We start from the raw sequence: 22,406 nt of genomic DNA, 5'->3' as shown, positions 1-22,406 counted from the left end.
CGCATGAAGAAAAATGACTGTTTGTGCCGTCGTTACACATTCAAGGATGCGTTAACGTCGGAAACATTCGAGGTATTTATTGGCTACAAGTTGCTCCGGGAGCCCAGCTCCTCGGGGCCAGGCCAATTCACGATGGTGAAGTTAAACCGAACCGTCACTGATGGGAAAGCTGAAAATTGGTCTGAGACAAAGCTCGAAGGACCTTTTGAAGCTAACGGCCCGGACACGATCCCAATGTCCTACAAGGACAAAGAAAGCCAGTATGTGTCACAGTTTCTCAGCCAGGGATACACCTTTCTGGATGAGGTGCTGGTAAACGCAGAGACACAGACGGTGCTGGAAGGGGGGAGCGTTTCAGCCGGACAAACAGCCAGCTTGGGATCTCTCAACTGGCTGTTATCTCCGCCCTCTGAGTTACCTCCAGGTGACATAAACCTCTTCAAAGGTTTTGTTGCTGGGGTTTTTGCCAAAGGAGCCGGTTTAATCGGCTTTGAGGTTGCTCGGAGCGAAGGCTCAAATGACTTGCTACCCAGTGTGCTGATGCGTACTGACAGCGGTTATGAGCTTGGGGTTAGCACTGGACTAGGCGAGAACACTATCCATCCAGCTACGCTGGAAGGCGCTGGTGAACTCCGCCCGGAACATGGTCACAAACCCCTGCTGATGTTGGTTTACCTGCAACAGCGTTTCGCGGATGACTTTTCAAACGTAGAGAAGCCGCTGGTGGCATTCTGTGATGAACAGGGTGATACCTTCGACTACGAGCGTTTTGATTCACTAAAACCCCTCATTGAACGGTTTGGTTTCAGCTACGACGAAGTAAGAGCAGATGCAGAAAGGCTTGGCCTTGTATCTGAGCTGATTCGCCTGGCAGAGATCGATGCCGAACAAGAGGATCACTTTTTTTAACCCTTACGGGGGCTTGCTCCCCGAAAGGGGCGTTGGCCCTCTCCAAATAACTTGGAGGTCATGATGTCTAAAGGCGTCAACAAAGTAATTCTGGTCGGTAATCTCGGTTCTGACCCGGAAATTCGCTACATGCCAAGCGGCACTGCCGTTGCCAACTTTAACGTTGCAACAACGGATACGTGGCGCGATAAGCAGTCTGGCGAGCAAAGAGAGCATACTGAGTGGCACCGTGTTGTGCTTAAAGGTCGTTTGGCGGAAGTCGCTGGTGAGTACCTGAAAAAGGGCTCCCAAGTCTATCTCGAAGGGAGCAACCGCACCCGGAAGTGGACTGACAACCAACAAATCGAGCGCTACACCACCGAAGTACACTGCTTTGAAATGCAGATGCTTGGTGGTCGTGGAAATGCACCTCAGGACAACTCTCAACGTGCAGCGCCCCAACAAGGGCAACGTACAGGAGCCGGTACGCAATCAGCTCCTGTGCAGCAATCAGCACCGCAAGGTGGTATGGGTGGAGGCTACGGTCCCGCTCCTGATGGCTGGGATGATGACTGCCGTTCATGCGTCTGCACCACTTGGCTGGCGGGTAACACCGCCAACTCTTACTGAACCCCACGGGGCACCAATGCCCCGTGGGGGTCATGGTGTCCCCAAACCGTTCATTCGTGAATTGGAGAAACACCATGTCTGATAACAAATCTCTTGTAACCCGTATCGCAAGCCGGTTTGGCGTGGACACCCGAAAGTTCTATGAAACTTTGAAGGCGACCGCATTCAAGCAGCGAGATGGAAGTGCCCCGACCGATGAGCAGATGATGACGCTCCTGATCGTGGCCGAACAGTACGGTTTGAACCCTTTCACTCGGGAAATCTATGCGTTTCCTGACAAGCAAAATGGGATCATTCCGGTAGTAGGTGTTGACGGTTGGAGCCGCATCATCAACGAGCATCCCCAGTATGATGGCGTCGAGTTCGTGTATTCGGACAAGATGGTCAGAATGCAGGGGGCGAAAGTTGAATGCCCTGAGTGGATTGAATGCGTGATTTACCGTAAGGACAGATCTCGCCCTATCCGCATCAAGGAGTTCATTGATGAGGTGTACCGTGAACCGTTTCAGGGTCAAGGCCGCAATGGTGCTTACACTGTTGATGGCCCCTGGCAAACGCACACCAAGCGTCAACTCCGGCACAAGTCACTGATCCAGTGTTCTCGTGTCGCATTTGGTTTCTCTGGTATTTACGACCAGGATGAAGCTGAACGCATCCGTGAAATGGAGCAGGCATCGGCCATTAACCCGGCTATTGCCAATCTCCCTTCACCGTCTCAAGTTCATAGCCAAGAGCCTTTGGCTATTGAGCACAAAGAGCTTGACCCGATCCTGACCAAACTCGCAAATCGCGCTATTGCTGAAAAAGCATGGTCTGCGGCTCATGAGTATGTGAAGGGCCGGTATGAGGGTTCGGAACTGCAATATGCGACTCAATTCCTTCGTGAGAAGGAGATGGATCAAATGGAGCCTCCGAAACCTGACTATCAGGAAGCGCACGAGCAAGAGTCCGCCGCTGGTGGTTCTGCAAATGCCGAATCTGGTGCCGAAGAAATGCCGCCTTTGAGTGACGAGGACATGATCCCTGTTACAGAAGAGGAGGGCGCGGAAGGCAGTTACTACTAACCCCAACGGGGGGAAACTCCCCCGCTGGGGGAGATCTCCCTCCTAACCACTGGAGAGAGGTCCATGAAAATAGTCAACCTATCGCAACGAGAGGAAGATTGGCTTGATTGGCGGCGTCAAGGTGTAACAGCCACTGACGCCGCTATCCTGCTCAATCGGTCTCCGTACAAAACACGATGGAGACTGTGGGCCGAGAAGACAGGGTATGCGCGTGAAGTCGATCTGAGTCTTAATCCGCTGGTTCGCCGGGGGATAGAAAACGAAGATGCTGCAAGACGCGCTTTCGAGGAGAAGTATGATGATATGCTGCTCCCTGCCTGTGTCCAATCGGTTCAATACCCGCTCATGAGGGCCTCCCTGGATGGCCTGAGAGATAACGGGGAGCCCGTCGAGCTGAAAAGCCCGAGTGCGACTGTCTGGGAAGATGTTTGTGCTGAGAAAGCAAACAGCAAGGCATACCAGCTTTATTACCCGCAGGTGCAACACCAGCTCCTGGTAACGGGGGCCAAGCAAGGCTGGTTAGTCTTCTACTTTGAAGGCCAGATTCAGGAGTTCCCAATACTTCGAGACGAAGCCATGATTCAAGAAATATTGGCTGAGGCTAAAAAATTCTGGCAACAGGTAGTAGACAAGAAGGAGCCCGACAAAGATCCAGAGAGAGACCTTTACATTCCGCAAGGTGAAGAGGTTAATCGTTGGATTGCTGCCGCTGAGGAATACCGCCTCTATGATACTGAGATTCAGGAGCTGAAACAGCGACTGACTGAGCTTCAAGAAAGGCAAAAACCTCATCTCGACACCATGAAGTCCCTTATGGGGGAATACTTCCATGCCGACTACTGCGGTGTGATGGTAACGAGATACAAAGCGGCTGGCCGGGTAGACTACAAAAAGCTGTTGGCTGATAAGGCGTCAGGCGTGAAGCCTGAGGATGTTGACCAGTACAGAGAGAAGTCATCAGAGCGGTGCCGTGTAACGGTTACTGGCTCTGTGAAGCCACGGTACATTGTTGATGAGGACGTGCTTGCTCCTCTTGATGATTTGCCGGAAGAAGTAGAGACGTTCTACTGGTGAGTGGGGGATTTTCCCCCGCTTTCCCTTGGGGATTCTGGGAGTCTCCAACGGAAAGCAAGATTTTGTTCTCTTCGGAGAGCGAAAAGTGCGATAGCTGGTCGCCAAAAACAAACAGCAAATTAACGTTAATTTACTAGCCCAACCGGGCGCATCCGCCCGGTTCGGGACGTGGTGCGCCCCCAACTTTTTGGAGTGCATCATGACTAAAGTGAACCATCTACAAAGCCTCTGTGTTATCCACGTAGACTTTGACATCTGGAGTGGACAAACCCGTTTGTCTGCATCTGATCTCAAGCTGGGCGAGGGTGGTGAAATTCCACCTGAGAAAGTAGCTCAACTGGGAAGTAAGAAGATCTGTGATCCGGCTAAGCTGAAAGGCTTTCACCGCCTGAAAACAGAAACTCGTCGTCTCCTGCTGAAATTCGGTATGCCGTTCATGAACGGATTTGCCGTCCCCGTCAGCAAGACCGATGAAATCTGTAACAAGCTGAATGACATCAACTTTCAGTTCAACCAACTGAAACAGGATTTCATCAACGGTTACAACAAAGCCGTGGATGAATGGTGTCAGGAAAACCCTGAGTATGAACGAGCTATCCGTGCCGGAGCCCTTCCAAAGGAAACGGTCGAGGAGCGGATTGGCTTTGAGTACCAGGTGTTCATGATCCAGCCTGTGAACGAAGATGAGGCCAACGCCAAACGCCTTAACCGCAAGGTTGAGCGCCTGGGTGACGATCTCATCTCCGAAGTGGTTCAGGAAGCGAATAAGTTCTATATGGAACGTTTGGCCGGTCGAGACCAATGTGCGGTCACTACTCGGCAGACACTCCGTAACATCCGCGACAAGGTGGATGGACTTAGCTTCCTGAACAGCGCTTTTAACCCTCTGGTCAAGCTGCTCGACCAAACCCTCCGGGGATACGAGCAACATGCCGATGGCAGAAACATCGTTGCGCCTTTCTTTTATCAGGTCGTGGCCGCAGTGCTGATCATGAGCGAGAGGGACCGCATCGAGCAGTATGCCAATGGCTCGATTACTGTAGAGGGCATGGCTAATGACATTGGCGGTTCGGAAGCCCAGATGGGGGACCGTTCTAAAGATGAAAAGGCCGAACAGAAAAGCGATAAAGCCGGTGAGCTTCCCCTTGCAACAGAGGGGGGCGAAACCAAGCAGCAACAGGTAGGTGGTACTGACTCTGTTCAATCCGAACAGACTAACAGCGGTGGTAACGCTGTTGACGTGGATGAAGACATCGACAACTTCTTCAAGAATTTTGCAGAACGAGGCGAGGGTGAATCGGAAGATGAATCCAATGCCGGTGATGTGGTTCAAGAAGAGCGCGTTGATGTTGAGGATGAGTCTGTTTTGCCTGAGGAAACTCCGGTAGAGCAAGAGCCTGTCCAAGAGGAGCCCAAAGAGGAGCCTCTCAACCAGGAGCCGCCTAAAACTGACGATGATGATGACTTGTTCTTTTAATAGTCACTTCAACTAAACCGACCCGGAGGGGATAGCCATTCCCTCCAGGGGTGGACTATCTCCTTCCCTACCAGGAGAAAAGATATGTCCAAAAAACGCACCATTTACAGCGCTCTACCAATCGTGGCCGCAGCCTATGGTGAAAAACTCGGTGTCAAAGTCGCCATCGGTAACGATGACGCATACACCGATGGTAAGACCATCGTGGTTCCGAATATCCCCGACGACTATCCTCACATGGATGCTGTCTGGGGGTATTTGGCCCATGAAGCAGCCCATGTCCGGTTTACGGACTTTGGTGTTGAGCGCCGCAGAGGTCTTCATGCTGAGTTGTCCAACGTTTTGGAGGACTGCCGCATAGAACGGGCCATGATGGAACTCTTCCCCGGTACGTCGCAGACCCTGAATGAGGTTGCTCGCTATATGGCTCAAGCTGGTCATTACGAGCACGTCACAGACAAAGAGGCCCCTGCCTCCATTCTGACAGGGTTTTGTTTGTACTGGTTGCAAACCAAGGCTGTAGGGCAATCCGTCCTTCAACCCTATCTCGATTCGGCTACCCCCGTATTCGAGCGCGTGTTCCCTCGGGGTGTTGTTGTTCGGCTGAACGCTTTACTGCGTAAGGCTGTGAACACGAAGTCAACAGCAGAGGTGACATCCTTGGCCGACCAAATCATCAAGATGATCGAGGAGGAAAAGGAGAAAGAAGAGCAAAGGCCCCAGAATGGTCAGGATGGTAACAATCAGCAGAATGCTGGTGGCAACCAGCCTCAGAACAGTCAGGGCGGAAGTGGTAACGATCAAAACCAAGGGCCTGATGCCAATGGTGGTGATCAGCAAGGTAAAGACCAGAAGCAAGACGATGCTAACGGGAAATCTGATCCGAAAGGACAGGGCGACCAAGGCAAGTCGGATACTGATGGTGGCAGCAAGGCAGGACAAAGCCAGGCTGGTGGCAATTCTGACGCGGCGAAACAAGACGCGGCCAAAATGCTCCAGCAGGTTCTGAATGCCGGTGCCGGTGACTTGCGTGGTGACGCGCATGATGCACTTAAAGCCGAGCTCAACCGGGTGGCTCAAGATAAGGGGGACAGTAGCTATATGACTGTTCGCTCTGCTGTGAACACCCAGGACAACCCTGCTGTTGGCAAAAGCCTGGTAGGGGATGTGAAGAGCACCACTTCAAAGATAAGAACGCAGCTCTACGGATTGGTCCAGGCCAGCCAGCGAGTTGCTCACCGTAACCAACGATCAGGGAAGCGTGTGGATGCTCGGAAACTACATCGTGTAGTGACGGGTGATACCCGCGTATTCCTCAAGCCGGAAGCCAAGAAACGCCCTAATACGGCGGTTCACATCCTGGTTGATATGAGCTCCTCGATGGCCTACAAGGCCGCCAATGGAAAGGAGCGTCAAGATATTGCGCGGGAAGCGTCCTTGGCTATTTCGATGGCTCTGGAAGCAATACCCGGCGTAAACCCGGCAGTCACCTTTTTTGGGGGCAACCGGAACCAACCAGTGTTCAGTGTCGTGAAGCATGGAGATACGGTTCAGAATCGGGCCGGTCGGTTTGGGTTCAAAGCAACTGGCGGTACGCCTATGGCGGAAGCTATGTGGTATGCAGCTTTTGAACTCACCAAGACCCGTGAAGAGCGAAAAATGTTGATCGTAGTGACTGACGGGCAGCCTCAAAGCGCCCCGGCATGTCGCTCAGTGATTGACCTCTGTGAACGAAGCGATGTTGAGGTGATCGGCATAGGGGTAGAGACTACCGCAGTGTCAGGACTGTTCCAAAAGAACATTGTCATTGATGATGCGGCAGCTCTGCAACGCACACTGTTTAAGTTGATGGAGCGGTCATTGACTGCTTTTGCAGCTTAACAGGAAGTGAAACGACAAACGGCTATCCCTTCGGGGGTGGCCGTTTTTATTTGGAGAGTCTATGAACCAATTCCATTCATCTTTGGATTTGTATCATCGGAACAAAGGTAGAAGGGCTACAGTGCCGGAGACGCCTTTTTTACTGCTTGCTAAGCGCATTCCTCCGATGTACTGGAGACTGTTCCAGGGTGTTACTTTGGATAGTCGTATGGGATACACAGGCAGGCGGCAGTTCCACAGTCTTGGGCAAGCAATCGACTGGGCAAAGTCATCAGTTGGCGATTCCTGGTCAAATAAGCGCTTTCACAAGCCGGTAGGCCTCGATGTATTGCTGGCCTGTACGGCGAGTAAGGTGCCTGAACATCTGGTCGAAGAACTGAAAAGACGGGGCAGTTGATGCGTCTTTGAGCTTTGCACCCGAAAAGGGCAGTTTGAGCGTTCCTGTTCACACAGCTCTCGTGGAACAATCAAAGTGAGGAGGGAATACCCTCCCACTTTCTCAGAGGCCTTCATTGAGGGTTGCTGAGAAAGTGAATTTTGTCCTCTCTGAGGGCGAAAAGTGCGATAGCTGGTCGCCAAAAACAAACAGCATTCAACCTCAGCCTAAGGGCGCACTGCGCCTGACAGGCTCTGTGTGCCCAAGTTACTTTAAGGAGCACACATGTCTCATCTGAACAATCTCAAATCCGTAATGATCTCTCTCGCCGCCGAACATAAGCTGCCTGAAATCTACCAGGATGACATCTCTACCGATGTGGAGTCTCTGGATCGATTCGATGGTTTACGTCTGGTCTGGCTGTTGCGGTCTTGCGGCAGCGTATTGGTGCCAGCGGAAGTTGGCGTTAATCCGATCTATATCACCCATTGGTTGTGGTCTAACCACGGTCAACAGGTGGTTCCATTCTCTGTGGATACCCGAACGGGGTTGATTGAAAAAATCGACTTCGAGCAAGCTGAAAAGCTGATCATGCAGATGCCTTGCAACCTCTCTTCATTGCAGAACAAGGAATACTTGGTTGACCAGGTAAACCGAGTTTTGCAACGAGGTTGTGAAATGCGTATCTGGGGTATCTTCGAGTCTCCAAGCTCGGTGGAATCTGTTGGTGGTTGGAAAGAGTGGCAGAGCTATTTCAGCTCTACTGGGAATCGACTGATGGCCGATTTCGTTGGTAAAGCCATTCGATTCACCAACCCTCGATAAATCGCCGTTTAACCATTAACCCTATGGGGCTCCGATAGCCCTGAGGGGCCGGGGCTCCGCAATCGCAATAAGGAGTCCCTATGAAAAACCTATCAGCTTTGGAAGCAGTTCTTGACTACGACAAACCTTCTCGACGTTTTCTTGATGAGCTCAACGAAAACCAGATGAAGGATTTGTCCGGGGAAATCTTCGCCAAGCTCTACTGGAGCAAGCGTAATCCCCAGTGGTACGAGAAAGACACCAATCGGCTGTTTGCACGACTTCGTTGGGTTCAGCGCATCATCAAGAAGCGCTTGAAAACCGGCAAGGTTAAACCTGAACTGACAGAAAATGGTTCAGTGATGGAGCGCTTCAACTTCCCTTATGGTGACACTCTCGATTTCTTCCATCGGTACTTGCGACATCCCAAATGGGAGGTTGTGTATCAAGAATCGGGGTGCAGTGCCTTTTGGAAAAATGAAGCAACGCTTGAGCTATGCACCTACTGCGAAGGTGATGTGGTCATGATGAAGGCTCCTGATGAAGCAACCTTCTTTCGTGATTGCAATCGCCTTAGCTGGTGGTATGCAGATAACGCTTGATCTTAATCCCTAACCAGGGGCGAACCGGCCCCTGATGGGAGCATGGTGCGCCCCATCTATGATGGAGGACGCCATGTTCAAATCATCAGTATGCTCCTACGAAAACAGGGGGCCTTACGGAAACAACAAGTACCGAGGCAACTGCTCGGGCTTTATCGTTAAAGACTTCATTGAGTCTTACATGAGAAAGCCGAACGGGCTGGTGGCAGACCCAAGTGTTGGGGGTGGCTCTAGCATCGACGTTGCCAATGAACTTGGTGTCCGTTTCAAAGGGACAGACTTGCATCAGGGGTTCAACCTGTTGCGGGATGACTTCCTTTCGTTCCTCGGAGAACCTGCACACCTGATCTGGTGGCACCCTCCTTACTGGGACATGATCCAGTATTCAGGTAAGCAGTGGGGCGAGCCCAACAAATGGGATATGAGCCGCATGAATTTGCCTGAGTTCGTTGAAGCCCTTGAGCTGGCCGTTATGAATATTCATGACGCCTGTGAGCGAGGAGGGCATTACGGAATCCTCATGGGAAACCTGAGGCGCGATGGGGATTATTTCAACCTGTCCAGCCTTGTGGAACGTATCGCACCTGGGAAGCTGGTGGATGAGATCATCAAAACACAGCACAACTGTGTGAGTGACCGAACTCAGTATTCCGGGAAGCTGGTGCGTATCGCCCATGAAAAGCTGTTGGTGTTTCGTCGTAACGACGTTGCCTCATCGCTCTGTCTTCTTGCTGCCGTACACCGTCGAGCAACCAATATGGTTTCGACTACGTGGAAAGCTGCAATACGCCGAACCCTACAGGGGAAAACGTTGAAGCTGGAGCAGATTTACAAAGAGATTGAACCCTACGCAAAGCATCGAGAGAACAACCACTGGCAAGCAAAGGTCAGGCAAGTTCTTCAAGATGCCAGGTTCTTTATTCGCATCGAGGTAGGTGTCTATGCACTTGCTGAGTAGCCCAACCGGGGCGTGACATCCCGGAGGGGATTGGTCGCGCTCATCAACAACAAAGGAGCGTGACCATGAACGTACAACTTCAAGCCAGCAACAATGTTCTGCTGGAACAAATCGAAAATAAAGGCCTCACTGTTGAAACGCATTGTCGCAGTGGCTTTTGTGGCATGTGCCGGGTTCGTCTTCTCAAAGGTCAAGTGGCCTATGACGAGATCCCCGTCGCATTTGTCAAAGAAGGGGAAGTGTTGGTTTGCTGCGCTAAAGCAAAAACTGATGTGACCTTGGAAATTTAACCCATCCGGAGGGGCCTTTCCTGCGGGTGGGGCTCCTCTATCCATCACGAGGAGAAACACTATGTCTATCAAAACCAAAGTTGAACAAATCGCATACGGTCATGCTACTGCTCAAGTGCTCAGTGAACTGGGTCAACAAGAGAATTGGTACAAGGCTTATGAGTATTTGTCTGAGTGCGTAGAGCGGGGAGATGAGCCTGATGATCTGATCGTTTGGCAACCGTTTGAGCACTGGGAGTGGAAAGACATTCTGGAACAAATCGAAAGCGAAGCCGAGTCTCTGCTTTCGACAATTAAGTCGGTTTTGGCATTGGCCCACAAAGGCATCATACAGTCAGCGATTGATTGTTCTCTGGATTCGGACATGACCCAGCTAGACCTGATTGGAATGGTCGAACTTGGCAATGACATCGAAGAAAGCGAGAGGGCTGGAGGTGGCTATGCAGCTTAACCGATACACGGCCAGAGAATCTGATAAAGGTCGGATTCTCCGGACTATAGGTTGGTGCAAACGCAACCACCTTACACTTGCCGGTCTTCCATACGACGACAACCTTGCTGGGAGCGAGGGGATCAGCCTGGAGATAATCACTCCACCAGGTATGTCGAGGGAAATGCTGGAGCAAGCTGTCAGAGAAGGGTATTCGGAACGAGATGTTGTCAGACATCGCATTCTGGAGTGCCCCGTCGGCTGGTTCATGGAAGCTGATGGCAAGGCATTTGACCATGAATTATTCCACGATTACGTGGTTGCTCATGGTTATGGCGAGCCTTCCAGTGAAGCCTATGAGCTGGCGGAACGATGGTTCTGGCAAGGTAACGATTATGCGTTGATAGCAGCGGAGATAGTTGCTCGTGATCTTTGTGTTCGTGATGACGAGGATTGAGCCTATGACCGCTGTAGCGCATATAGCAGCAGATAACCTTGTACCGGCATGTGGAGGTGCAGAGAAGCCGTTTACCGTTAGTGGTAGACAGTGGCTTTACTGCTATCACCCAGCCAGTGGGAGGCACTGCTACTTAGACCTCGATAATGACCGTCCAGTCTGGCATCGAGGATTTCATCCTGCTTTTCATCCTGAGCTTGAGTTCGCTGATGAAGCTGAGTTGCTTCGACCAGTTGAGCGAAAGCCTGACCATGAAGAGCTGGAGGATTTTTACTTTTAACCCACGGGGCCGCTCTTCCTGATGGGAGACGGTCCTCCATTCTCAAAGGAGAAGACCATGAAAGATCACAGTCAAACGATTGTGTTCCCTGGGAACAATGTTGAATCACTTGCTGAGGCTAACGCCATGTTGAGCGCTGTGTCGGAAGATGCACGTAAAGCCAGCAATACGGAAGACAAGCGTGACCTTGAATCGCTTCAAGGCTGGCTGGAAGAGAACATCAATTCTCAACTGGCAGGCGTGAAGTAACTATGACTGCAACCCCACTGGGGGCTTCATGCCCCTGTGGGGGCATGGTGCCCGTAAAAGGAGTCACCATGAACGCAGTGAAGATGATCCAGAAGGAAAACCAGCTTGAGCTGCCGCTTTTCTTCTTGGACGAAGAGCCGAAAACCGCAGAAGTTATTCCATTTGAGCCAAGGCTTGAATGGTCTGATGATGAGGTGAAGCAGTTAAGATATGGGCTTCTATGGCACAGCCTTAGGGTCCTGGCAGATGGTCGAGCAGGAACTGAAATCAAGCAGGAAACGATGGCTTGGGTGATGTCCGATGAGGTTCATCCATTCTCATTTGTGGTCTGCTGCGATGAAGCAGGTTACGATCCATCTGGAGTAAGGGAAGGCGTGAAGTCTATCCTAAACCGCTTAGCGCGGGTTAAAGCGGGGGATTAACCCCCTGCTTTCCCAGTGGCATCGACTTTCACATGTGAAAGTTTTGTGCCCCTCGGAAAGCAAGATTTTGCTCTCTGACGAGGGTGAATAGTGAGGTAGCTGGCCTCCCCAAACAAACAGCATTCTACATAACCCTTGGGGGATCACTGCCCCTCGGGCTGGTGGTTCCCTAACAAACATGGAGCCACAACTATGACTACTCTTGCCAGCTTTGCGAATCCGATTTCTGTTATTCAACGCTCACCAACCAGTGGGGTGTTTGGCACAAATCAGTACGTAGGAGACAAAGAGGGATTTGTACAAAAGGTGCTCGGAAAGTGGTACTGCAATCCAGGGAATACTATTCCCGTTGAGAGCATGTCCCACCTTGAGCAGGCGGAGAAACTGTATGACTTCTATGTCAAGTATCTCCAAGTGAAAGAAAAGACCTCTGTGAACCTTGGCCGGGTGCTGCATAAGCTGTACAGCACTGGTTCTATCAAGGAAGCAGAGATCGTGCTTGAAGCAATAAAGGCTCAGGCTGGCGTAACAGCTTGAGCAATCTACTAACCCTAAACCGGGTGCATCCGCCCGGTTCGGGACGTGGTGCGCCCCCAAACTATTTGGAGTGCATCATGGAAAAACATAACCTCAAATCCGGATTCAGCATCTATTTCGCTGACGTCCATTTCGAGAAACAAGTCTACGCATTCGGCTCAGGACTTGGCTTCACCTCTGTGATTTACGCCTACTCGCTGGGCCGAGATCCGGAAGAAGCTGAGAAGCTGGCGCTTGAGAAGTACGACTCTGACGAAACGAAGGTGAAGAAGGTGCATGTCAATCTGGCTCGCAGCCAGGACATCAACCGCTACACCTTCCCTGAACAAATGGCTGGCTTTGCTAATGCCATTCAGTCTCACGGCATCGCTGTGAACTGAGAACCACTTTAAACCCATCGGGGCCATTACTTCCCGATTGGGACGGTAGTGGCCTCTCAACCGAAAGGAGAGAGCTCATGGCTACTATCGTAAACACCAAGTTAGGAGAACATCGAGGCAAGAAGCGCGTCTGGCTGGAAGGCCAAAAGCTACTGCGTGAAGGTTACTATCCTGGCATGAAGTACGATCTGGAGTTGAAAGATTCCCAGGTTGTGCTTCGCGTCAAAGAGGAGGGTAAGTTCACCATCAGTAAGCGTGAGCGCAATGGCCGGGTGTCTCCAATCATCGATCTGACCGTGCAGGAGCTTGCTACCGTTTTTGACGGTGTAGAGATGCTCCGCGTGTTCATCCGTAACGGCGCAATTGTGATCTCCGCTCACCATCAACAAGAGCGAGTGATCGAGCGCGTCAACCGGCTTATCAGTAAGCTGGAGAATGGAGAATCGCTTTCGGTATGCAGCCTCTTTCATGGGGGTGGTGTGCTTGATAAAGCGATTCACGCCGGTTTTCACAAGGCGGGAATTGCCAGTGCCATATCTGTGGCCGTGGAGATGGAAGGGAAATATCTCGATTCGTCTTTGGCAAATAACCCGGAGCTTTGGAACGAAGATTCTATTGTTATCGAATCGCCAATCCAGGCTGTGAATCTCAGCAAACGCCCACCGCAGGTGGATGTTTTGATGGGGGGCATACCGTGTACCGGCGCGTCAAAGTCAGGTCGCAGTAAGAACAAGTTGGAGTTTGCCGAATCGCATGAGGCGGCAGGTGCCATGTTCTTCAACTTCCTGCAATTCGTAGAAGCGCTAAACCCAGCCGTTGTGCTGATTGAGAACGTGCCTGAGTACCAGAACACCGCTTCGATGGAAGTGATTCGTTCGGTGCTCTCTTCGTTGGGTTACTCCCTACAAGAGCGCATTCTCGACGGCAATGAGTTTGGGGTTATTGAGCGCCGCAAGCGTCTTTGTGTTGTTGCGCTTTCCCACGGGATCGACGGGTTTGAACTTGAGAAGGTTCAGCCTGTTCGCACCAAGGAAAGTCGCATACAGGACATCCTGGAGCCAGTTCCGCTCGATTCTGAACGTTGGAAGTCATTTGACTATCTGGCTGAGAAGGAGTTGAGAGACAAAGCTGCTGGCAAGGGGTTCTCTCGCCAGCTTCTGACTGGCGACGATGAGTTTTGCGGCACCATAGGTAAGGACTATGCAAAATGCAGAAGTACCGAACCTTTCATTGTTCATCCAGAACAGCCGGAGTTGTCTCGCATCTTTACACCGACAGAACATTGTCGAGTGAAAGGGATACCAGAGGAACTCATCCAAGGTCTGTCGGACACTATTGCCCACCAGATTCTCGGGCAATCGGTAGTCTTTCCCGCGTTCGAGGCTTTAGCCCTCGCATTAGGGAACAGCCTGTGGAGCTGGGTTGGAATGATGCCAATCATGGTCGAAGTCGTGGATGAATCACAGCCGGTGATCGGTGGTGAAGACTTCCATTGGGCAACGGCATTGGTTGACGCAAAGGGCACTCTCAAGCTGTCACCGGCAGCGAAAAAACAGGGGATGCCCTTCAACATTATGGACGGTCAATTGGCTGTCTATTCACCTAACGGAACTAAAAAGAGCTGCGGCCATGAGCCTTGCGAATATCTCCCGGTAATGATGTCCGGAGACGCAATCATGGTCACTTCATCTTTGGTTCATTAGTAACTCACCGGGGCAATGCCGAAAGGCCTTTGCTCCGGCCTATCCGAAAGGAGAGTAATCATGAAAATCGAAACTGTTGTGCCTTTACCTCCCGAGGATTCAGGCCTTCAACACTGCATTGCCAGGTTCCATAACCGCAACATGGATTCCAAGCGAAAAGACAAGACCCGTTTTTTCAGGAGGGAGCCGGTTATGATCGTAAACCCAGAGACCAAAGCAAAGGTTCTCCGGTATGCGATGGGCAACCCTGGGAATTTATCCATCACAAAGCTGGCGGTCGCGCTGGATTACGATGCGGTAGATGCTCTGGGTGTTCGTTTTAAAGACACTGTAAATCTTGAGGTTCGCAGAGCCAGGCGCTGGGAAGTCTGGCAGTGGTTCTGGAACCATCCGGATCAAAGTGTCCAACTGTCAATCAAATTGGGCGTGGTTGGCGCTGTGTTGGGAGTCATGGGCTTCCTGACTGGCGTAGCTCCGTACCTCTTGGGATAAACCAATAAAGCCGTTAACGGGCAATGTAAGTCCGGAGACGGCTTGCATTGCTCTCTCGAAAGTGGAGAGTCAAATGAACACATTAGAACAACTTGTAAATCAGAGAGTGCTTGAGGAAGGTCTGAAAAAGGCGAAGCCATTGGCCGCGCAAATGGGGCTTGAATCTGTACCTGATGAGATGCTTGAAATGATCTGCCCAAACTTGAACTACTCTGGGCAGTTTACGCCAGCTCTGTACGCGAGATTTCAAAGCGTAAAGCGGTTGCTGAAAGAGTTGTCGGAACAAACCTCACCGAAGCACGGGCATATTGTGAAGTTTACCTACCAATATGGGAGCTACGACGAGTCTGCTTTGCTGTTCAAAGAAGGAGACGTCAGAAACGAGAACCTGATTGCTTGTGTTGGTGGGAAAACGCTAAACCTCGGAGAGTTAGAGCTTCGAGATTATGGGCTCAATATGCACATCGGTTGCGGTGGACCATTTGAGCCGATCTCAGAAGCGCAGATTCAGTCCTTGTCTGAGTTTGACTTCTATGAGACGACCTACAGATTCTGGGGCCAGAATCCATGTGGAAACGGGATGATAGACATCACCGTCCCCATGAAACGTTGGTTCTTGACTGTGTAGCTTCAACCTGAGTGCGCCGAGAAATCGGCGTACCGGCCCCTTAAAAGGGGAATCAGCGCAGGGGGAAACCCCGCGCTTTCCCAAGCATCTCGGTCTCCCAGGATGCTTCGGAAAGTGCCTTAGGCGCTCAAGTGCGGTAGCTGGCTGCCAAAAACAAACAGCAAATTATTAACCCTGCTGGGGGATAGCTCTCCGGTAGGGGGCTATCTCCAACTAATTTATGGAGATATAGATATGTTAAATTTCGATAAAGTAGCAACCGTTCACAAACTTTCGGTTGTTAAAAAAGCTGATGAGCATGACTCAGAATTCGATGTCTACCTATGTGAAGACCAGTTCGGTAACGAATGGGCCTTATCAAAAGAAGGGGAACCTGAGTATGCAGAGTGGGGAGTTTACAATTACATCGTTCGTGACGGTGTTTGTCTGATCACCACCTTGGTATCAACACCTTGTATGACGTGGGAACTTGCAGATCTTCCCAAGGAGTATAAAGGTGAATTACAAGTCGGCATGTCAATCAATTAGAACCTTAGTCGCTCAAGCGCGATGACGGGCTACCAAAATATCAACCCTGACGGGAGCACCTCCTGTTAGGGGGTCTCCGTCATAAACTGAATGGAGATATAGCATGTCTAAAAACGTCAACGATGTTTTTTCAAACCGAACTTCTTTGGAATGTACTGTGAATGCAGCGCTGGACCGTCGTATCGGTCTTCGTGTCGGGTTCCCTCATTACCGAGAAGGAGCAAACGGTGTGGTTTGTGAAATCGAAGCAGAGTACCCATTGCTGAATACTCATTCGAGTGTTGCATGGCCCCTGCTCGATGAACTCAACAGTTACGCCATCCAAAAAAACCAATCGCTCATTGATCACATTGATAATGCGGTCGCTGAACTGTTGAAACACAAGGCTCGTCTACAGCTTGATATTCAAAAGCTGCAAGACGGTGACATTGATCTGGTGAAACAGGCCAAGCAGCAATACGAAGACAACCAGATGTCGAGTAGCAGCTAGTTCAGGTCTGATAGCCAGGATTCAATTTTAACCCTACCGGGGTGCTTTCCCGGAAGGGATGGGCACCCTGCTAATCCAGGAGGCCCTATGCAACAAGCATTAAACTTTGATCTATCAGAACAACCCCTCCCTGTGCTTTTGCGCGGGGATAAGTGGGATTCTGTTTGGTCAGAACTGACTGATAACGAGGATTTGAACTTCGTTGATGCCAGTAGAGGAACCAGTCTGTCATCGTTGATCACGTCATCGGTTGAGGCCATTCACACGGCCTTAATTGATGGATGGACCATGATGATCGGCTATTCCAGTGGTAAAGATTCTGAAACGGTCTTGCATCTGTTCCTGATGGCCCTGATCCGGGCTGTCAGGAGTGGGGCGACCATCAGCCAACACCACTTCATCTTGCACACTGACACACTGATCGAAAGCCCAGAAGTAAGATGGCTGGCGGATCAGAAACTGGCCGAGCTGGAGCGTTTCATTGCGAAGGAAAATCTTCCTCTGACCATCGTTTTGGCAAAGCCGGGGATCACGCAGAGTTGGACGGGCCGAATCCTTACGGGGAGGGGGTTGCCTACGTTTAGCAATAGTGCGAGACAATGCTCGAATGAGCTGAAGATCACTTCTGCTAAGAGAGCGAAGGCCGCTTATATGCGGGACCTTCCCAGGGAGGTTCGGCAGAAAGTCTGCCTTTTGTTGGGTAGTCGTGATGCTGAAAGCACAATTCGTGCAGCCAACATTGCAAAACAGCGAGGAAGCTCAGATCGCGTCATTAAGACGAAGGATGGGGGTGAGCTGTATGTAGTGAAAAAATGGTTGGCGAGTGATGTATGGGAGTTCTTGTTATCCGCTGGCATGGGCTCAAAATATCCTCTGCCAAGTTACTTGGAGAGCAATGTCACTACGGCAGAGCTCTACAAGGCGGCAACAGGAGAGTGCGTGTGGTCGGCAACAGAGAAAAAGGCCAGTGACGCCTGTGGCGCTCGCTTCGGTTGCTGGGCTTGCCAGGCTGTTGGGTTGGATAAGTCAATGGAGACATTGCTTGCCACGGACCCTGAAAGGCATGGCTATATGTCTGGGCTGAACCGCATCCAGCGCTACTTGGCAAAACGCCGGTACGCATGGGAAGACCGCCATCCCGTAGGTCGAACGATTTACGAGGGCGGATACATCAAAATACAGCCGGACGTTTACAGTCCTGTTTTCCTCGAACGATTACTTCATGTCTGTTGCAGCATGGACTACATGGAGCAAAAGAGAGCTGATGAGCTGGCATACAAGCTGGCTACTGGGCAAGCAGAGGATAACGACTGGAACCGTCGAATGGCAGAGCCACAATTCCGGATAATATCGGAAGAGGCTTTAGTCCATATCGACTTCATGTGGGCCTTCCATCATTTCAATGATAAGCCTTTCCATGCCCTGGAGATTTACCACAGGGTTTGGTCGATGGGTGATCTGGACTTGCTGGAAGACGAGCCGCAGTGTGAAACCGTTCCTCAGTCACCAATTCCGAAGCCATTGTGGTTGAAGGTTGGTCGCTGGGGCGATGGTTCGCTTTCTGATGGCTTGGCCGACCCGTTAGCGGAAATGGCTTACTTTGACGGCGGGGATGACCCGTTGGCAGCGAAAGTGATCAATACCGCAGACGGAAAGAGAAGGGTGGTTTGCTTCGCAGAAGATGATGAGGTGAAAGTCGATCCAGACTCCGCTGCGTTCATCATCTGGAACGAATACCCACGACTAAGGGAGTCTGTGCTAAAGGGACATTATACGCCCGGCAGTGCAGCACAGTTCTACCTTCGGTTCGGAGCTATCCAGCTTGCGAAAGGAAAAGGCGCTTTGTATCACCGTATGATGCAAAGAGGTCAAACCTACCACCAGATGGGTCTCACAGGGCTACAGACGATGGAAGGAATCCAACAGCGCAAGGATGTCAAAGTGCTTAGCGATGCTAAGTACAAAGATCTGGTGAAGCGAAAAATCAAGGGAAGACTGGCAACGGTACGCTGGTGGGTCAACTTGCACTTAACGTTCAAGTACCATCTGCACCACCGGACTCCGACGGGGTTGTTCATCGAGAAGCAACTTAACCAGGAAGCAATGGAAGAACAGAAACGGCATCAGGAGCGATGGTTTAACTACGTGACTGACGCGATGCTTTGTTACTCCAGCGCATTCTGTATGAGCGTCATGGAAGGGCGAGAGGGGAGCGGAAACGCCAACATTCGTCGTTACATGGCCGCGACCAGAAGGAAGGCTTATACGGCCCTCTGCGAGCTCTTGGACAATACTGACGCCCAGTGGGTGAATAATGTGGTCCAGGGTGCCGTAGGGCAGTATGAGGCGATACAGGCAGCCCTAACCGAAGGTTCCGCGCTTGCTATCTATCTTGACTGGATCAACCTACTGTCAAAACGTCATCCAGCCTCTTTGGAACGACATGTCAGAACGATGATCAAGGCGGTTCAACGCTTACATTGCCGCGACTACACAAAGTTGCAAAGAGGACAGCAAGGCTTGTCCTTGGCCGCATAAAAGGCCCGAAGGAGGGCTTTTTCTTTTGCACCCCAAAAGGGCAATTACAGCGTTTTACCCTTTTAGGTGGCTGTCATACTCTTTGCTCATTGTCAGCGCTTGCTGGCTATAACGGTAGCTGGCCCAAAACAGCAATAACCTAACCCCTCGGGAGGCAACCCCTCCTGGGTTCTCTCCCATAAACAAAGGAGAGAAGCATGAGCCTAGACAAGTTAAGTCGGCTGGTGGACCAACAGCGAAAGACTCAGGATGAAATCGACAATGAAATCATTCTGGCCGTCAAAGAGGTGTTGGCTACAAACTCAGTCGGTTTAGCCCGTGAGCTTGTTGGGGGTGTCCCGCAAGATCATCCATTCCATCCGTTTTTACTCGCTATAGCTAAGCAGCTTGACCCGAGATAACTAAGTAACCCAACCGGGTACACCAAGGCCCGGTCGGCTTTGGTGTACCTCCAACCAATTTTGGAGGCACTATGTCTAATTCAAATTTCGGCTTTCTAGCTCTGGCCTTGCGCCAACGCCTGATCAAACGCTGGTCACTGATGCACTCTGTTCAACCGGAGTCTGTGTTGGAACACAGCGCTGTTGTTACCCTGCTTTCCTACCTGGCTGGCAATATTGCCATTCAGCAAGGGAAGTCGGTGGATCTGGCAGTCATGCTTGCTCATGCTTCGTTGCATGATGCAGCCGAGGTTCTCTGTTCGGATGTTGTAACACCGGTCAAGAAAGCAAACGCTGTTTTGCAGCGTGAGTTTGAACGACTGGAAAAGGCCGCAGAGGACAAACTCATCCAGACTCTTCCCGAAGAACTCCAGGATGCAGTCGCCATAGCCTTCGCTCCCGGTGGCTATGAACAATCACTGGTTAAGGCCTGTGATACCTACTCCGCTTACATCAAGTGCAAACTTGAGGTGGCCGCAGGTAATGGCCTTGAGTTCCAGGATGCTCTCAGCAAAATGGAACGTGTTGTTGCTCAGGTGAAATCGGACTTCCCGGAAATCGACGCTCTGGACAAATGGTTTGGTGACGGACTCGGCCATTCAGTAGATAAACTGCTGGCAGGGGGTAACGATGACTAATCCAATCCCTGGCGACATCAAGATTAAGGACTTTGGCCGCGACCGGAAATTCCGTTCGGTTGATGAGCTTCAAAGCACTTTGTCAGAACAGTACAAAGGTCAGCATGTCAGCATCGTTTACCCTGCAAAGCCCAGCGGTTTACTCCGCACGGTTTTTGTCAGTGTCGATGATGCTGGTGGCGTGAATCGAACCTATGGGGACCAGTCTCCTGTCGATTTTTCTGCCATCAAAGATGACCTGTATGTACCAAGTGACCTGTAGGAGAGCACTAGCTATGGTGGTGATCATCGTAAACACAGGACACTATGAGTTTATCGGCCTTGGTGAGACCCACGGACAAGCCACAGAAGGGCTTTTGAAACGCTGGGACGAACACTGCGAACGTAATCCGGATGCTGAGTCTGGTTACATGCAGGAGCTGATAGAAGAAGGAAGCGCACAAGTTGTCGAGATGGAGCCCGGCTCCGCCGTGATTTACGGACTTGACGGCTAAGCCTTCTCAATTAACCCACTCGGGCGCATCATCCCGAGAGGGTGTGGTGCGTCCTAACCAAAAGGAATGCACTATGTCTAATTTTGAACAAGCTCTGGAGCGTACTGACGGTAAAACACTGATTCTCAGCAATGGGAGTAAGTGGGCAGGCCAAGACCCGGACAGCATTCAGACTTTACTGGATGTCCTGGGTGACAACGTTCTTGACCCGATGTTTGAGCAGTATCACTGTTATCGCCCATACCCGTTTGAACCAATGGTGAGGACGGGGCGAAATGGCGAAATGTTCCAGCCTTGGCTTGGGGCAGCCAGTTTCTTTGGGAACTTCCTGACTGTCTCTCATGTTTTCAACATCATCACGAAAGATGACGGTGTTGTTGATGCCTTAACAGAGGCGATCTGGAAGAACATGGCGACTGAACAGTACCAGCAGAATGCCTATGAGCGTTATGCCGGTTGGTTCTACGCTGAAACCAGCGAAGGGTTAAGGCTAGTCTCTCCAAGTGAGGCTGCCGACATCCGAGCTGGCGCAGTTTCAAAGCTGCGTTACCCAAGAAACTTCGAGGTTATGAAAACTGCGGTTCTCAAAGGTCCTCGATTTGATACTGAATTAAGCCGCAAGGCTTCTTAACCCAAACATTAACCCCACGGGGGACATCGGTCCCTGAGGGGATGGTGTCTCCCTCTGAAATTAAGGAGATACCAATGATTAAACAGCATTTTCAAAACGAACTGGTTAAGTGTGGATACCCGGATGATCTGACGATTGAGTACAGTCTCGGATACTGTCAGGGGGATGGCGTAGCCTTCTACGGGGATTTGAGCGTTGATGACGTCAAAGCTCTCATGAATCGCCTATTCAGCACTGAGCCCGGCCAAGTGGATGCTGTCAGCCGCGTGAAGAACCTGATGGCACAGAAAGACATTGAGAATATGCTTTCTGTCCTCCGCGAATATGGTTCCTGTGACCTGTCCATTACTCGGAATAGTCACGGGCATCACTACAGCCATTGGAACTGCATGAACATCGACGACAACGTGGACTTCACAGGGATCTTCCCTGATGATGATTCCATGATTGGCACCGGCATTGAAGGGATTAACCTGGATATGGTCGAGCGCTGGCAAGACCTCTGGGAACGCTTTGTGCTGGAGCTGGCGGATGATGTGAAAAGTCTTTCCAAGAAGCTCGAAGCGGACGGGTACTCGCTGATCGAGGCCTCTCCATGCGAAGATGAAGTGGTTTGGGAACGCGCCACTGAAAACTACCTGGTGCGTGTTACTGAACTCCCTGAGCGGGATTTCGATATGGGCCACTGGGATGACGAAGTAAGAGACCAAACAATTTGTTCTATCCTGGAAGGGAAAGAGCGAGTGCTTGGCCTACGTGTTGAGGTACTCTCTCGTGAAAACGAGATTGTCCTGGGTGAAGAGAGTCTGTACGGCTTGACCGTTGCCAGTGATGACAAGAGCTACGCTGGCTACAGACGAGAACTTCTCCGGGGAGCTATCCAGCAAACCAGGGACTTTTTCTCTCGCCACCTCAAAGCGGCATAACAAGGCAGGGGGAAACCCCTGCTTTACTTCCCGAGTCTTCTTACTCATGGTAAAGCCATCAGTAAGCAGATTTTGTCCTCCCTGAGGGCGAAAACGTGC

Annotated in this window: 29 protein-coding genes and 1 pseudogene; 29 read left to right on the top strand and 1 reads right to left on the bottom strand. The window is 51.1% G+C overall.

The window, feature by feature from the left end; translation table 11 throughout:
- The first annotated feature begins 3 nt into the window (after window positions 1-3).
- The 13 genes and pseudogenes from L2744_RS03860 (at window position 4) to L2744_RS03800 (ending at window position 10,931) form a co-directional block, all read left to right on the top strand.
- Window positions 4-909: a hypothetical protein gene (locus L2744_RS03860; protein WP_021293644.1), complete on the top strand. Its 906-nt coding sequence runs from the start codon at window positions 4-6 to the stop codon at window positions 907-909.
- 129 nt (window positions 910-1,038) lie between these two features.
- On the top strand, window positions 1,039-1,518 hold the full coding sequence (gene ssb, locus L2744_RS03855; RefSeq protein WP_446539693.1) for a single-stranded DNA-binding protein: 480 nt from the start codon (window positions 1,039-1,041) through the stop codon (window positions 1,516-1,518).
- Window positions 1,519-1,592: 74 nt separating this feature from the next.
- Window positions 1,593-2,181 (top strand): annotated as a pseudogene (gene bet / locus L2744_RS21765) (phage recombination protein Bet); the annotation flags it as partial.
- A 464-nt stretch (window positions 2,182-2,645) separates the two neighbouring features.
- Entirely contained in the window at window positions 2,646-3,656 is a 1,011-nt protein-coding gene (locus L2744_RS03845) for a YqaJ viral recombinase family nuclease (RefSeq protein WP_248990707.1), read from the top strand.
- A 199-nt stretch (window positions 3,657-3,855) separates the two neighbouring features.
- Entirely contained in the window at window positions 3,856-5,133 is a 1,278-nt protein-coding gene (locus L2744_RS03840; protein WP_121926686.1) for a DUF3150 domain-containing protein, read from the top strand.
- An 84-nt stretch (window positions 5,134-5,217) separates the two neighbouring features.
- On the top strand, window positions 5,218-7,014 hold the full coding sequence (locus L2744_RS03835; RefSeq protein WP_121926685.1) for a VWA domain-containing protein: 1,797 nt from the start codon (window positions 5,218-5,220) through the stop codon (window positions 7,012-7,014).
- A 61-nt stretch (window positions 7,015-7,075) separates the two neighbouring features.
- The gene (locus tag L2744_RS03830) at window positions 7,076-7,411 is read left to right on the top strand and encodes a hypothetical protein (protein ID WP_001071288.1); all 336 of its coding nucleotides are present in this window, start codon (window positions 7,076-7,078) and stop codon (window positions 7,409-7,411) included.
- Between the two features lie 264 nt (window positions 7,412-7,675).
- Window positions 7,676-8,215: a hypothetical protein gene (locus L2744_RS03825; protein ID WP_248990706.1), complete on the top strand. Its 540-nt coding sequence runs from the start codon at window positions 7,676-7,678 to the stop codon at window positions 8,213-8,215.
- An 80-nt stretch (window positions 8,216-8,295) separates the two neighbouring features.
- Window positions 8,296-8,796 carry a hypothetical protein gene (locus L2744_RS03820; RefSeq protein WP_000793769.1) on the top strand — a complete coding sequence of 167 codons (501 nt, stop codon included), beginning with the start codon at window positions 8,296-8,298 and terminating at the stop codon, window positions 8,794-8,796.
- Between the two features lie 73 nt (window positions 8,797-8,869).
- Complete coding sequence (locus L2744_RS03815; RefSeq protein WP_000477209.1) at window positions 8,870-9,754, top strand: hypothetical protein; 885 nt, start codon at window positions 8,870-8,872, stop codon at window positions 9,752-9,754.
- A gap of 65 nt (window positions 9,755-9,819) precedes the next feature.
- Window positions 9,820-10,044, top strand: coding sequence for a class I ribonucleotide reductase maintenance protein YfaE (gene yfaE / locus L2744_RS03810; RefSeq protein WP_021293651.1), 225 nt, complete (start codon window positions 9,820-9,822; stop codon window positions 10,042-10,044).
- A gap of 61 nt (window positions 10,045-10,105) precedes the next feature.
- On the top strand, window positions 10,106-10,495 hold the full coding sequence (locus L2744_RS03805; protein ID WP_021293652.1) for a hypothetical protein: 390 nt from the start codon (window positions 10,106-10,108) through the stop codon (window positions 10,493-10,495).
- A complete protein-coding gene (locus L2744_RS03800) occupies window positions 10,485-10,931 on the top strand; it encodes a hypothetical protein (RefSeq protein ID WP_021293653.1) in 447 nt (148 codons plus the stop codon). Before L2744_RS03805 ends, L2744_RS03800 begins: the two co-directional genes overlap by 11 nt.
- A gap of 77 nt (window positions 10,932-11,008) precedes the next feature.
- On the opposite strand, the gene L2744_RS03795 is transcribed toward L2744_RS03800, so the two are convergent.
- Window positions 11,009-11,251: a hypothetical protein gene (locus tag L2744_RS03795; protein ID WP_002210529.1), complete on the bottom strand. Its 243-nt coding sequence runs from the start codon at window positions 11,249-11,251 to the stop codon at window positions 11,009-11,011.
- Between the two features lie 17 nt (window positions 11,252-11,268).
- On the opposite strand from L2744_RS03795, the gene L2744_RS03790 reads away from it, so the two are divergent.
- The 16 genes from L2744_RS03790 to L2744_RS03715 all read left to right on the top strand — a co-directional run bounded on the left by L2744_RS03790 (window position 11,269) and on the right by L2744_RS03715 (window position 22,307).
- Window positions 11,269-11,460 carry a hypothetical protein gene (locus L2744_RS03790; RefSeq protein ID WP_000651508.1) on the top strand — a complete coding sequence of 64 codons (192 nt, stop codon included), beginning with the start codon at window positions 11,269-11,271 and terminating at the stop codon, window positions 11,458-11,460.
- Between the two features lie 68 nt (window positions 11,461-11,528).
- Window positions 11,529-11,882: a topoisomerase II gene (locus L2744_RS03785; protein WP_248990705.1), complete on the top strand. Its 354-nt coding sequence runs from the start codon at window positions 11,529-11,531 to the stop codon at window positions 11,880-11,882.
- A gap of 192 nt (window positions 11,883-12,074) precedes the next feature.
- Window positions 12,075-12,419 carry a hypothetical protein gene (locus L2744_RS03780; protein ID WP_021293655.1) on the top strand — a complete coding sequence of 115 codons (345 nt, stop codon included), beginning with the start codon at window positions 12,075-12,077 and terminating at the stop codon, window positions 12,417-12,419.
- 77 nt (window positions 12,420-12,496) lie between these two features.
- Window positions 12,497-12,799, top strand: coding sequence for a hypothetical protein (locus L2744_RS03775; protein ID WP_000410925.1), 303 nt, complete (start codon window positions 12,497-12,499; stop codon window positions 12,797-12,799).
- Window positions 12,800-12,876: 77 nt separating this feature from the next.
- Window positions 12,877-14,502, top strand: a complete 1,626-nt coding sequence (locus tag L2744_RS03770; RefSeq protein ID WP_000201432.1) for a DNA cytosine methyltransferase — start codon at window positions 12,877-12,879, stop codon at window positions 14,500-14,502.
- Between the two features lie 60 nt (window positions 14,503-14,562).
- A complete protein-coding gene (locus L2744_RS03765; RefSeq protein ID WP_000687894.1) occupies window positions 14,563-14,994 on the top strand; it encodes a hypothetical protein in 432 nt (143 codons plus the stop codon).
- 73 nt (window positions 14,995-15,067) lie between these two features.
- Window positions 15,068-15,622: a hypothetical protein gene (locus L2744_RS03760; RefSeq protein WP_021293657.1), complete on the top strand. Its 555-nt coding sequence runs from the start codon at window positions 15,068-15,070 to the stop codon at window positions 15,620-15,622.
- A gap of 234 nt (window positions 15,623-15,856) precedes the next feature.
- Window positions 15,857-16,150: a hypothetical protein gene (locus tag L2744_RS03755; RefSeq protein ID WP_021293658.1), complete on the top strand. Its 294-nt coding sequence runs from the start codon at window positions 15,857-15,859 to the stop codon at window positions 16,148-16,150.
- Between the two features lie 103 nt (window positions 16,151-16,253).
- Entirely contained in the window at window positions 16,254-16,640 is a 387-nt protein-coding gene (locus L2744_RS03750) for a hypothetical protein (protein ID WP_024126935.1), read from the top strand.
- 87 nt (window positions 16,641-16,727) lie between these two features.
- Window positions 16,728-19,178, top strand: coding sequence for an adenine nucleotide alpha hydrolase family protein (locus tag L2744_RS03745; protein WP_248990704.1), 2,451 nt, complete (start codon window positions 16,728-16,730; stop codon window positions 19,176-19,178).
- A 197-nt stretch (window positions 19,179-19,375) separates the two neighbouring features.
- Window positions 19,376-19,579 carry a hypothetical protein gene (locus L2744_RS03740; RefSeq protein WP_000050848.1) on the top strand — a complete coding sequence of 68 codons (204 nt, stop codon included), beginning with the start codon at window positions 19,376-19,378 and terminating at the stop codon, window positions 19,577-19,579.
- Between the two features lie 71 nt (window positions 19,580-19,650).
- Window positions 19,651-20,256, top strand: coding sequence for a 5'-deoxynucleotidase (gene yfbR, locus L2744_RS03735; RefSeq protein WP_000071869.1), 606 nt, complete (start codon window positions 19,651-19,653; stop codon window positions 20,254-20,256).
- Window positions 20,249-20,518, top strand: a complete 270-nt coding sequence (locus L2744_RS03730) for a hypothetical protein (protein WP_000184110.1) — start codon at window positions 20,249-20,251, stop codon at window positions 20,516-20,518. Before yfbR ends, L2744_RS03730 begins: the two co-directional genes overlap by 8 nt.
- Before the next feature lie 13 nt (window positions 20,519-20,531).
- Window positions 20,532-20,750 carry a hypothetical protein gene (locus L2744_RS03725; protein WP_000260293.1) on the top strand — a complete coding sequence of 73 codons (219 nt, stop codon included), beginning with the start codon at window positions 20,532-20,534 and terminating at the stop codon, window positions 20,748-20,750.
- 73 nt (window positions 20,751-20,823) lie between these two features.
- Window positions 20,824-21,381 carry a pyruvate dehydrogenase gene (locus L2744_RS03720; RefSeq protein ID WP_248990703.1) on the top strand — a complete coding sequence of 186 codons (558 nt, stop codon included), beginning with the start codon at window positions 20,824-20,826 and terminating at the stop codon, window positions 21,379-21,381.
- Between the two features lie 74 nt (window positions 21,382-21,455).
- A complete protein-coding gene (locus tag L2744_RS03715; RefSeq protein WP_164457069.1) occupies window positions 21,456-22,307 on the top strand; it encodes an NgrC in 852 nt (283 codons plus the stop codon).
- The last annotated feature ends 99 nt before the right edge of the window (window positions 22,308-22,406 follow it).

It is taken from the genome of Shewanella profunda, assembly GCF_023283765.1.
Taxonomy (GTDB): Bacteria; Pseudomonadota; Gammaproteobacteria; order Enterobacterales; family Shewanellaceae; genus Shewanella; species Shewanella profunda.
Note: the sequence above shows the minus strand (reverse complement) of the source record. Positions and strands in the feature narration are given on the sequence as shown.

What these genes read in the sequence shown, in the direction of transcription:
- L2744_RS03760 (WP_021293657.1), top strand. Translation starts at nt 15,068, where the DNA reads ATGAACACATTAGAACAACTTGTAAATCAGAGAGTGCTTGAGGAAGGT.
- L2744_RS03715 (WP_164457069.1), top strand. Translation starts at nt 21,456, where the DNA reads ATGATTAAACAGCATTTTCAAAACGAACTGGTTAAGTGTGGATACCCG.
- L2744_RS03795 (WP_002210529.1), bottom strand. Translation starts at nt 11,251, where the DNA reads ATGGAGGACCGTCTCCCATCAGGAAGAGCGGCCCCGTGGGTTAAAAGT.
- L2744_RS03790 (WP_000651508.1), top strand. Translation starts at nt 11,269, where the DNA reads ATGAAAGATCACAGTCAAACGATTGTGTTCCCTGGGAACAATGTTGAA.
- L2744_RS03765 (WP_000687894.1), top strand. Translation starts at nt 14,563, where the DNA reads ATGAAAATCGAAACTGTTGTGCCTTTACCTCCCGAGGATTCAGGCCTT.
- ssb (WP_446539693.1), top strand. Translation starts at nt 1,039, where the DNA reads ATGCCAAGCGGCACTGCCGTTGCCAACTTTAACGTTGCAACAACGGAT.
- L2744_RS03720 (WP_248990703.1), top strand. Translation starts at nt 20,824, where the DNA reads ATGTCTAATTTTGAACAAGCTCTGGAGCGTACTGACGGTAAAACACTG.
- L2744_RS03820 (WP_000793769.1), top strand. Translation starts at nt 8,296, where the DNA reads ATGAAAAACCTATCAGCTTTGGAAGCAGTTCTTGACTACGACAAACCT.
- L2744_RS03740 (WP_000050848.1), top strand. Translation starts at nt 19,376, where the DNA reads ATGAGCCTAGACAAGTTAAGTCGGCTGGTGGACCAACAGCGAAAGACT.
- L2744_RS03835 (WP_121926685.1), top strand. Translation starts at nt 5,218, where the DNA reads ATGTCCAAAAAACGCACCATTTACAGCGCTCTACCAATCGTGGCCGCA.
- L2744_RS03830 (WP_001071288.1), top strand. Translation starts at nt 7,076, where the DNA reads ATGAACCAATTCCATTCATCTTTGGATTTGTATCATCGGAACAAAGGT.
- L2744_RS03860 (WP_021293644.1), top strand. Translation starts at nt 4, where the DNA reads ATGAAGAAAAATGACTGTTTGTGCCGTCGTTACACATTCAAGGATGCG.
- yfaE (WP_021293651.1), top strand. Translation starts at nt 9,820, where the DNA reads ATGAACGTACAACTTCAAGCCAGCAACAATGTTCTGCTGGAACAAATC.
- L2744_RS03770 (WP_000201432.1), top strand. Translation starts at nt 12,877, where the DNA reads ATGGCTACTATCGTAAACACCAAGTTAGGAGAACATCGAGGCAAGAAG.
- L2744_RS03730 (WP_000184110.1), top strand. Translation starts at nt 20,249, where the DNA reads ATGACTAATCCAATCCCTGGCGACATCAAGATTAAGGACTTTGGCCGC.
- yfbR (WP_000071869.1), top strand. Translation starts at nt 19,651, where the DNA reads ATGTCTAATTCAAATTTCGGCTTTCTAGCTCTGGCCTTGCGCCAACGC.
- L2744_RS03750 (WP_024126935.1), top strand. Translation starts at nt 16,254, where the DNA reads ATGTCTAAAAACGTCAACGATGTTTTTTCAAACCGAACTTCTTTGGAA.
- L2744_RS03745 (WP_248990704.1), top strand. Translation starts at nt 16,728, where the DNA reads ATGCAACAAGCATTAAACTTTGATCTATCAGAACAACCCCTCCCTGTG.
- L2744_RS03840 (WP_121926686.1), top strand. Translation starts at nt 3,856, where the DNA reads ATGACTAAAGTGAACCATCTACAAAGCCTCTGTGTTATCCACGTAGAC.
- L2744_RS03785 (WP_248990705.1), top strand. Translation starts at nt 11,529, where the DNA reads ATGAACGCAGTGAAGATGATCCAGAAGGAAAACCAGCTTGAGCTGCCG.
- L2744_RS03775 (WP_000410925.1), top strand. Translation starts at nt 12,497, where the DNA reads ATGGAAAAACATAACCTCAAATCCGGATTCAGCATCTATTTCGCTGAC.
- L2744_RS03825 (WP_248990706.1), top strand. Translation starts at nt 7,676, where the DNA reads ATGTCTCATCTGAACAATCTCAAATCCGTAATGATCTCTCTCGCCGCC.
- L2744_RS03755 (WP_021293658.1), top strand. Translation starts at nt 15,857, where the DNA reads ATGTTAAATTTCGATAAAGTAGCAACCGTTCACAAACTTTCGGTTGTT.
- L2744_RS03845 (WP_248990707.1), top strand. Translation starts at nt 2,646, where the DNA reads ATGAAAATAGTCAACCTATCGCAACGAGAGGAAGATTGGCTTGATTGG.
- L2744_RS03805 (WP_021293652.1), top strand. Translation starts at nt 10,106, where the DNA reads ATGTCTATCAAAACCAAAGTTGAACAAATCGCATACGGTCATGCTACT.
- L2744_RS03725 (WP_000260293.1), top strand. Translation starts at nt 20,532, where the DNA reads ATGGTGGTGATCATCGTAAACACAGGACACTATGAGTTTATCGGCCTT.
- L2744_RS03815 (WP_000477209.1), top strand. Translation starts at nt 8,870, where the DNA reads ATGTTCAAATCATCAGTATGCTCCTACGAAAACAGGGGGCCTTACGGA.
- L2744_RS03780 (WP_021293655.1), top strand. Translation starts at nt 12,075, where the DNA reads ATGACTACTCTTGCCAGCTTTGCGAATCCGATTTCTGTTATTCAACGC.
- L2744_RS03800 (WP_021293653.1), top strand. Translation starts at nt 10,485, where the DNA reads ATGCAGCTTAACCGATACACGGCCAGAGAATCTGATAAAGGTCGGATT.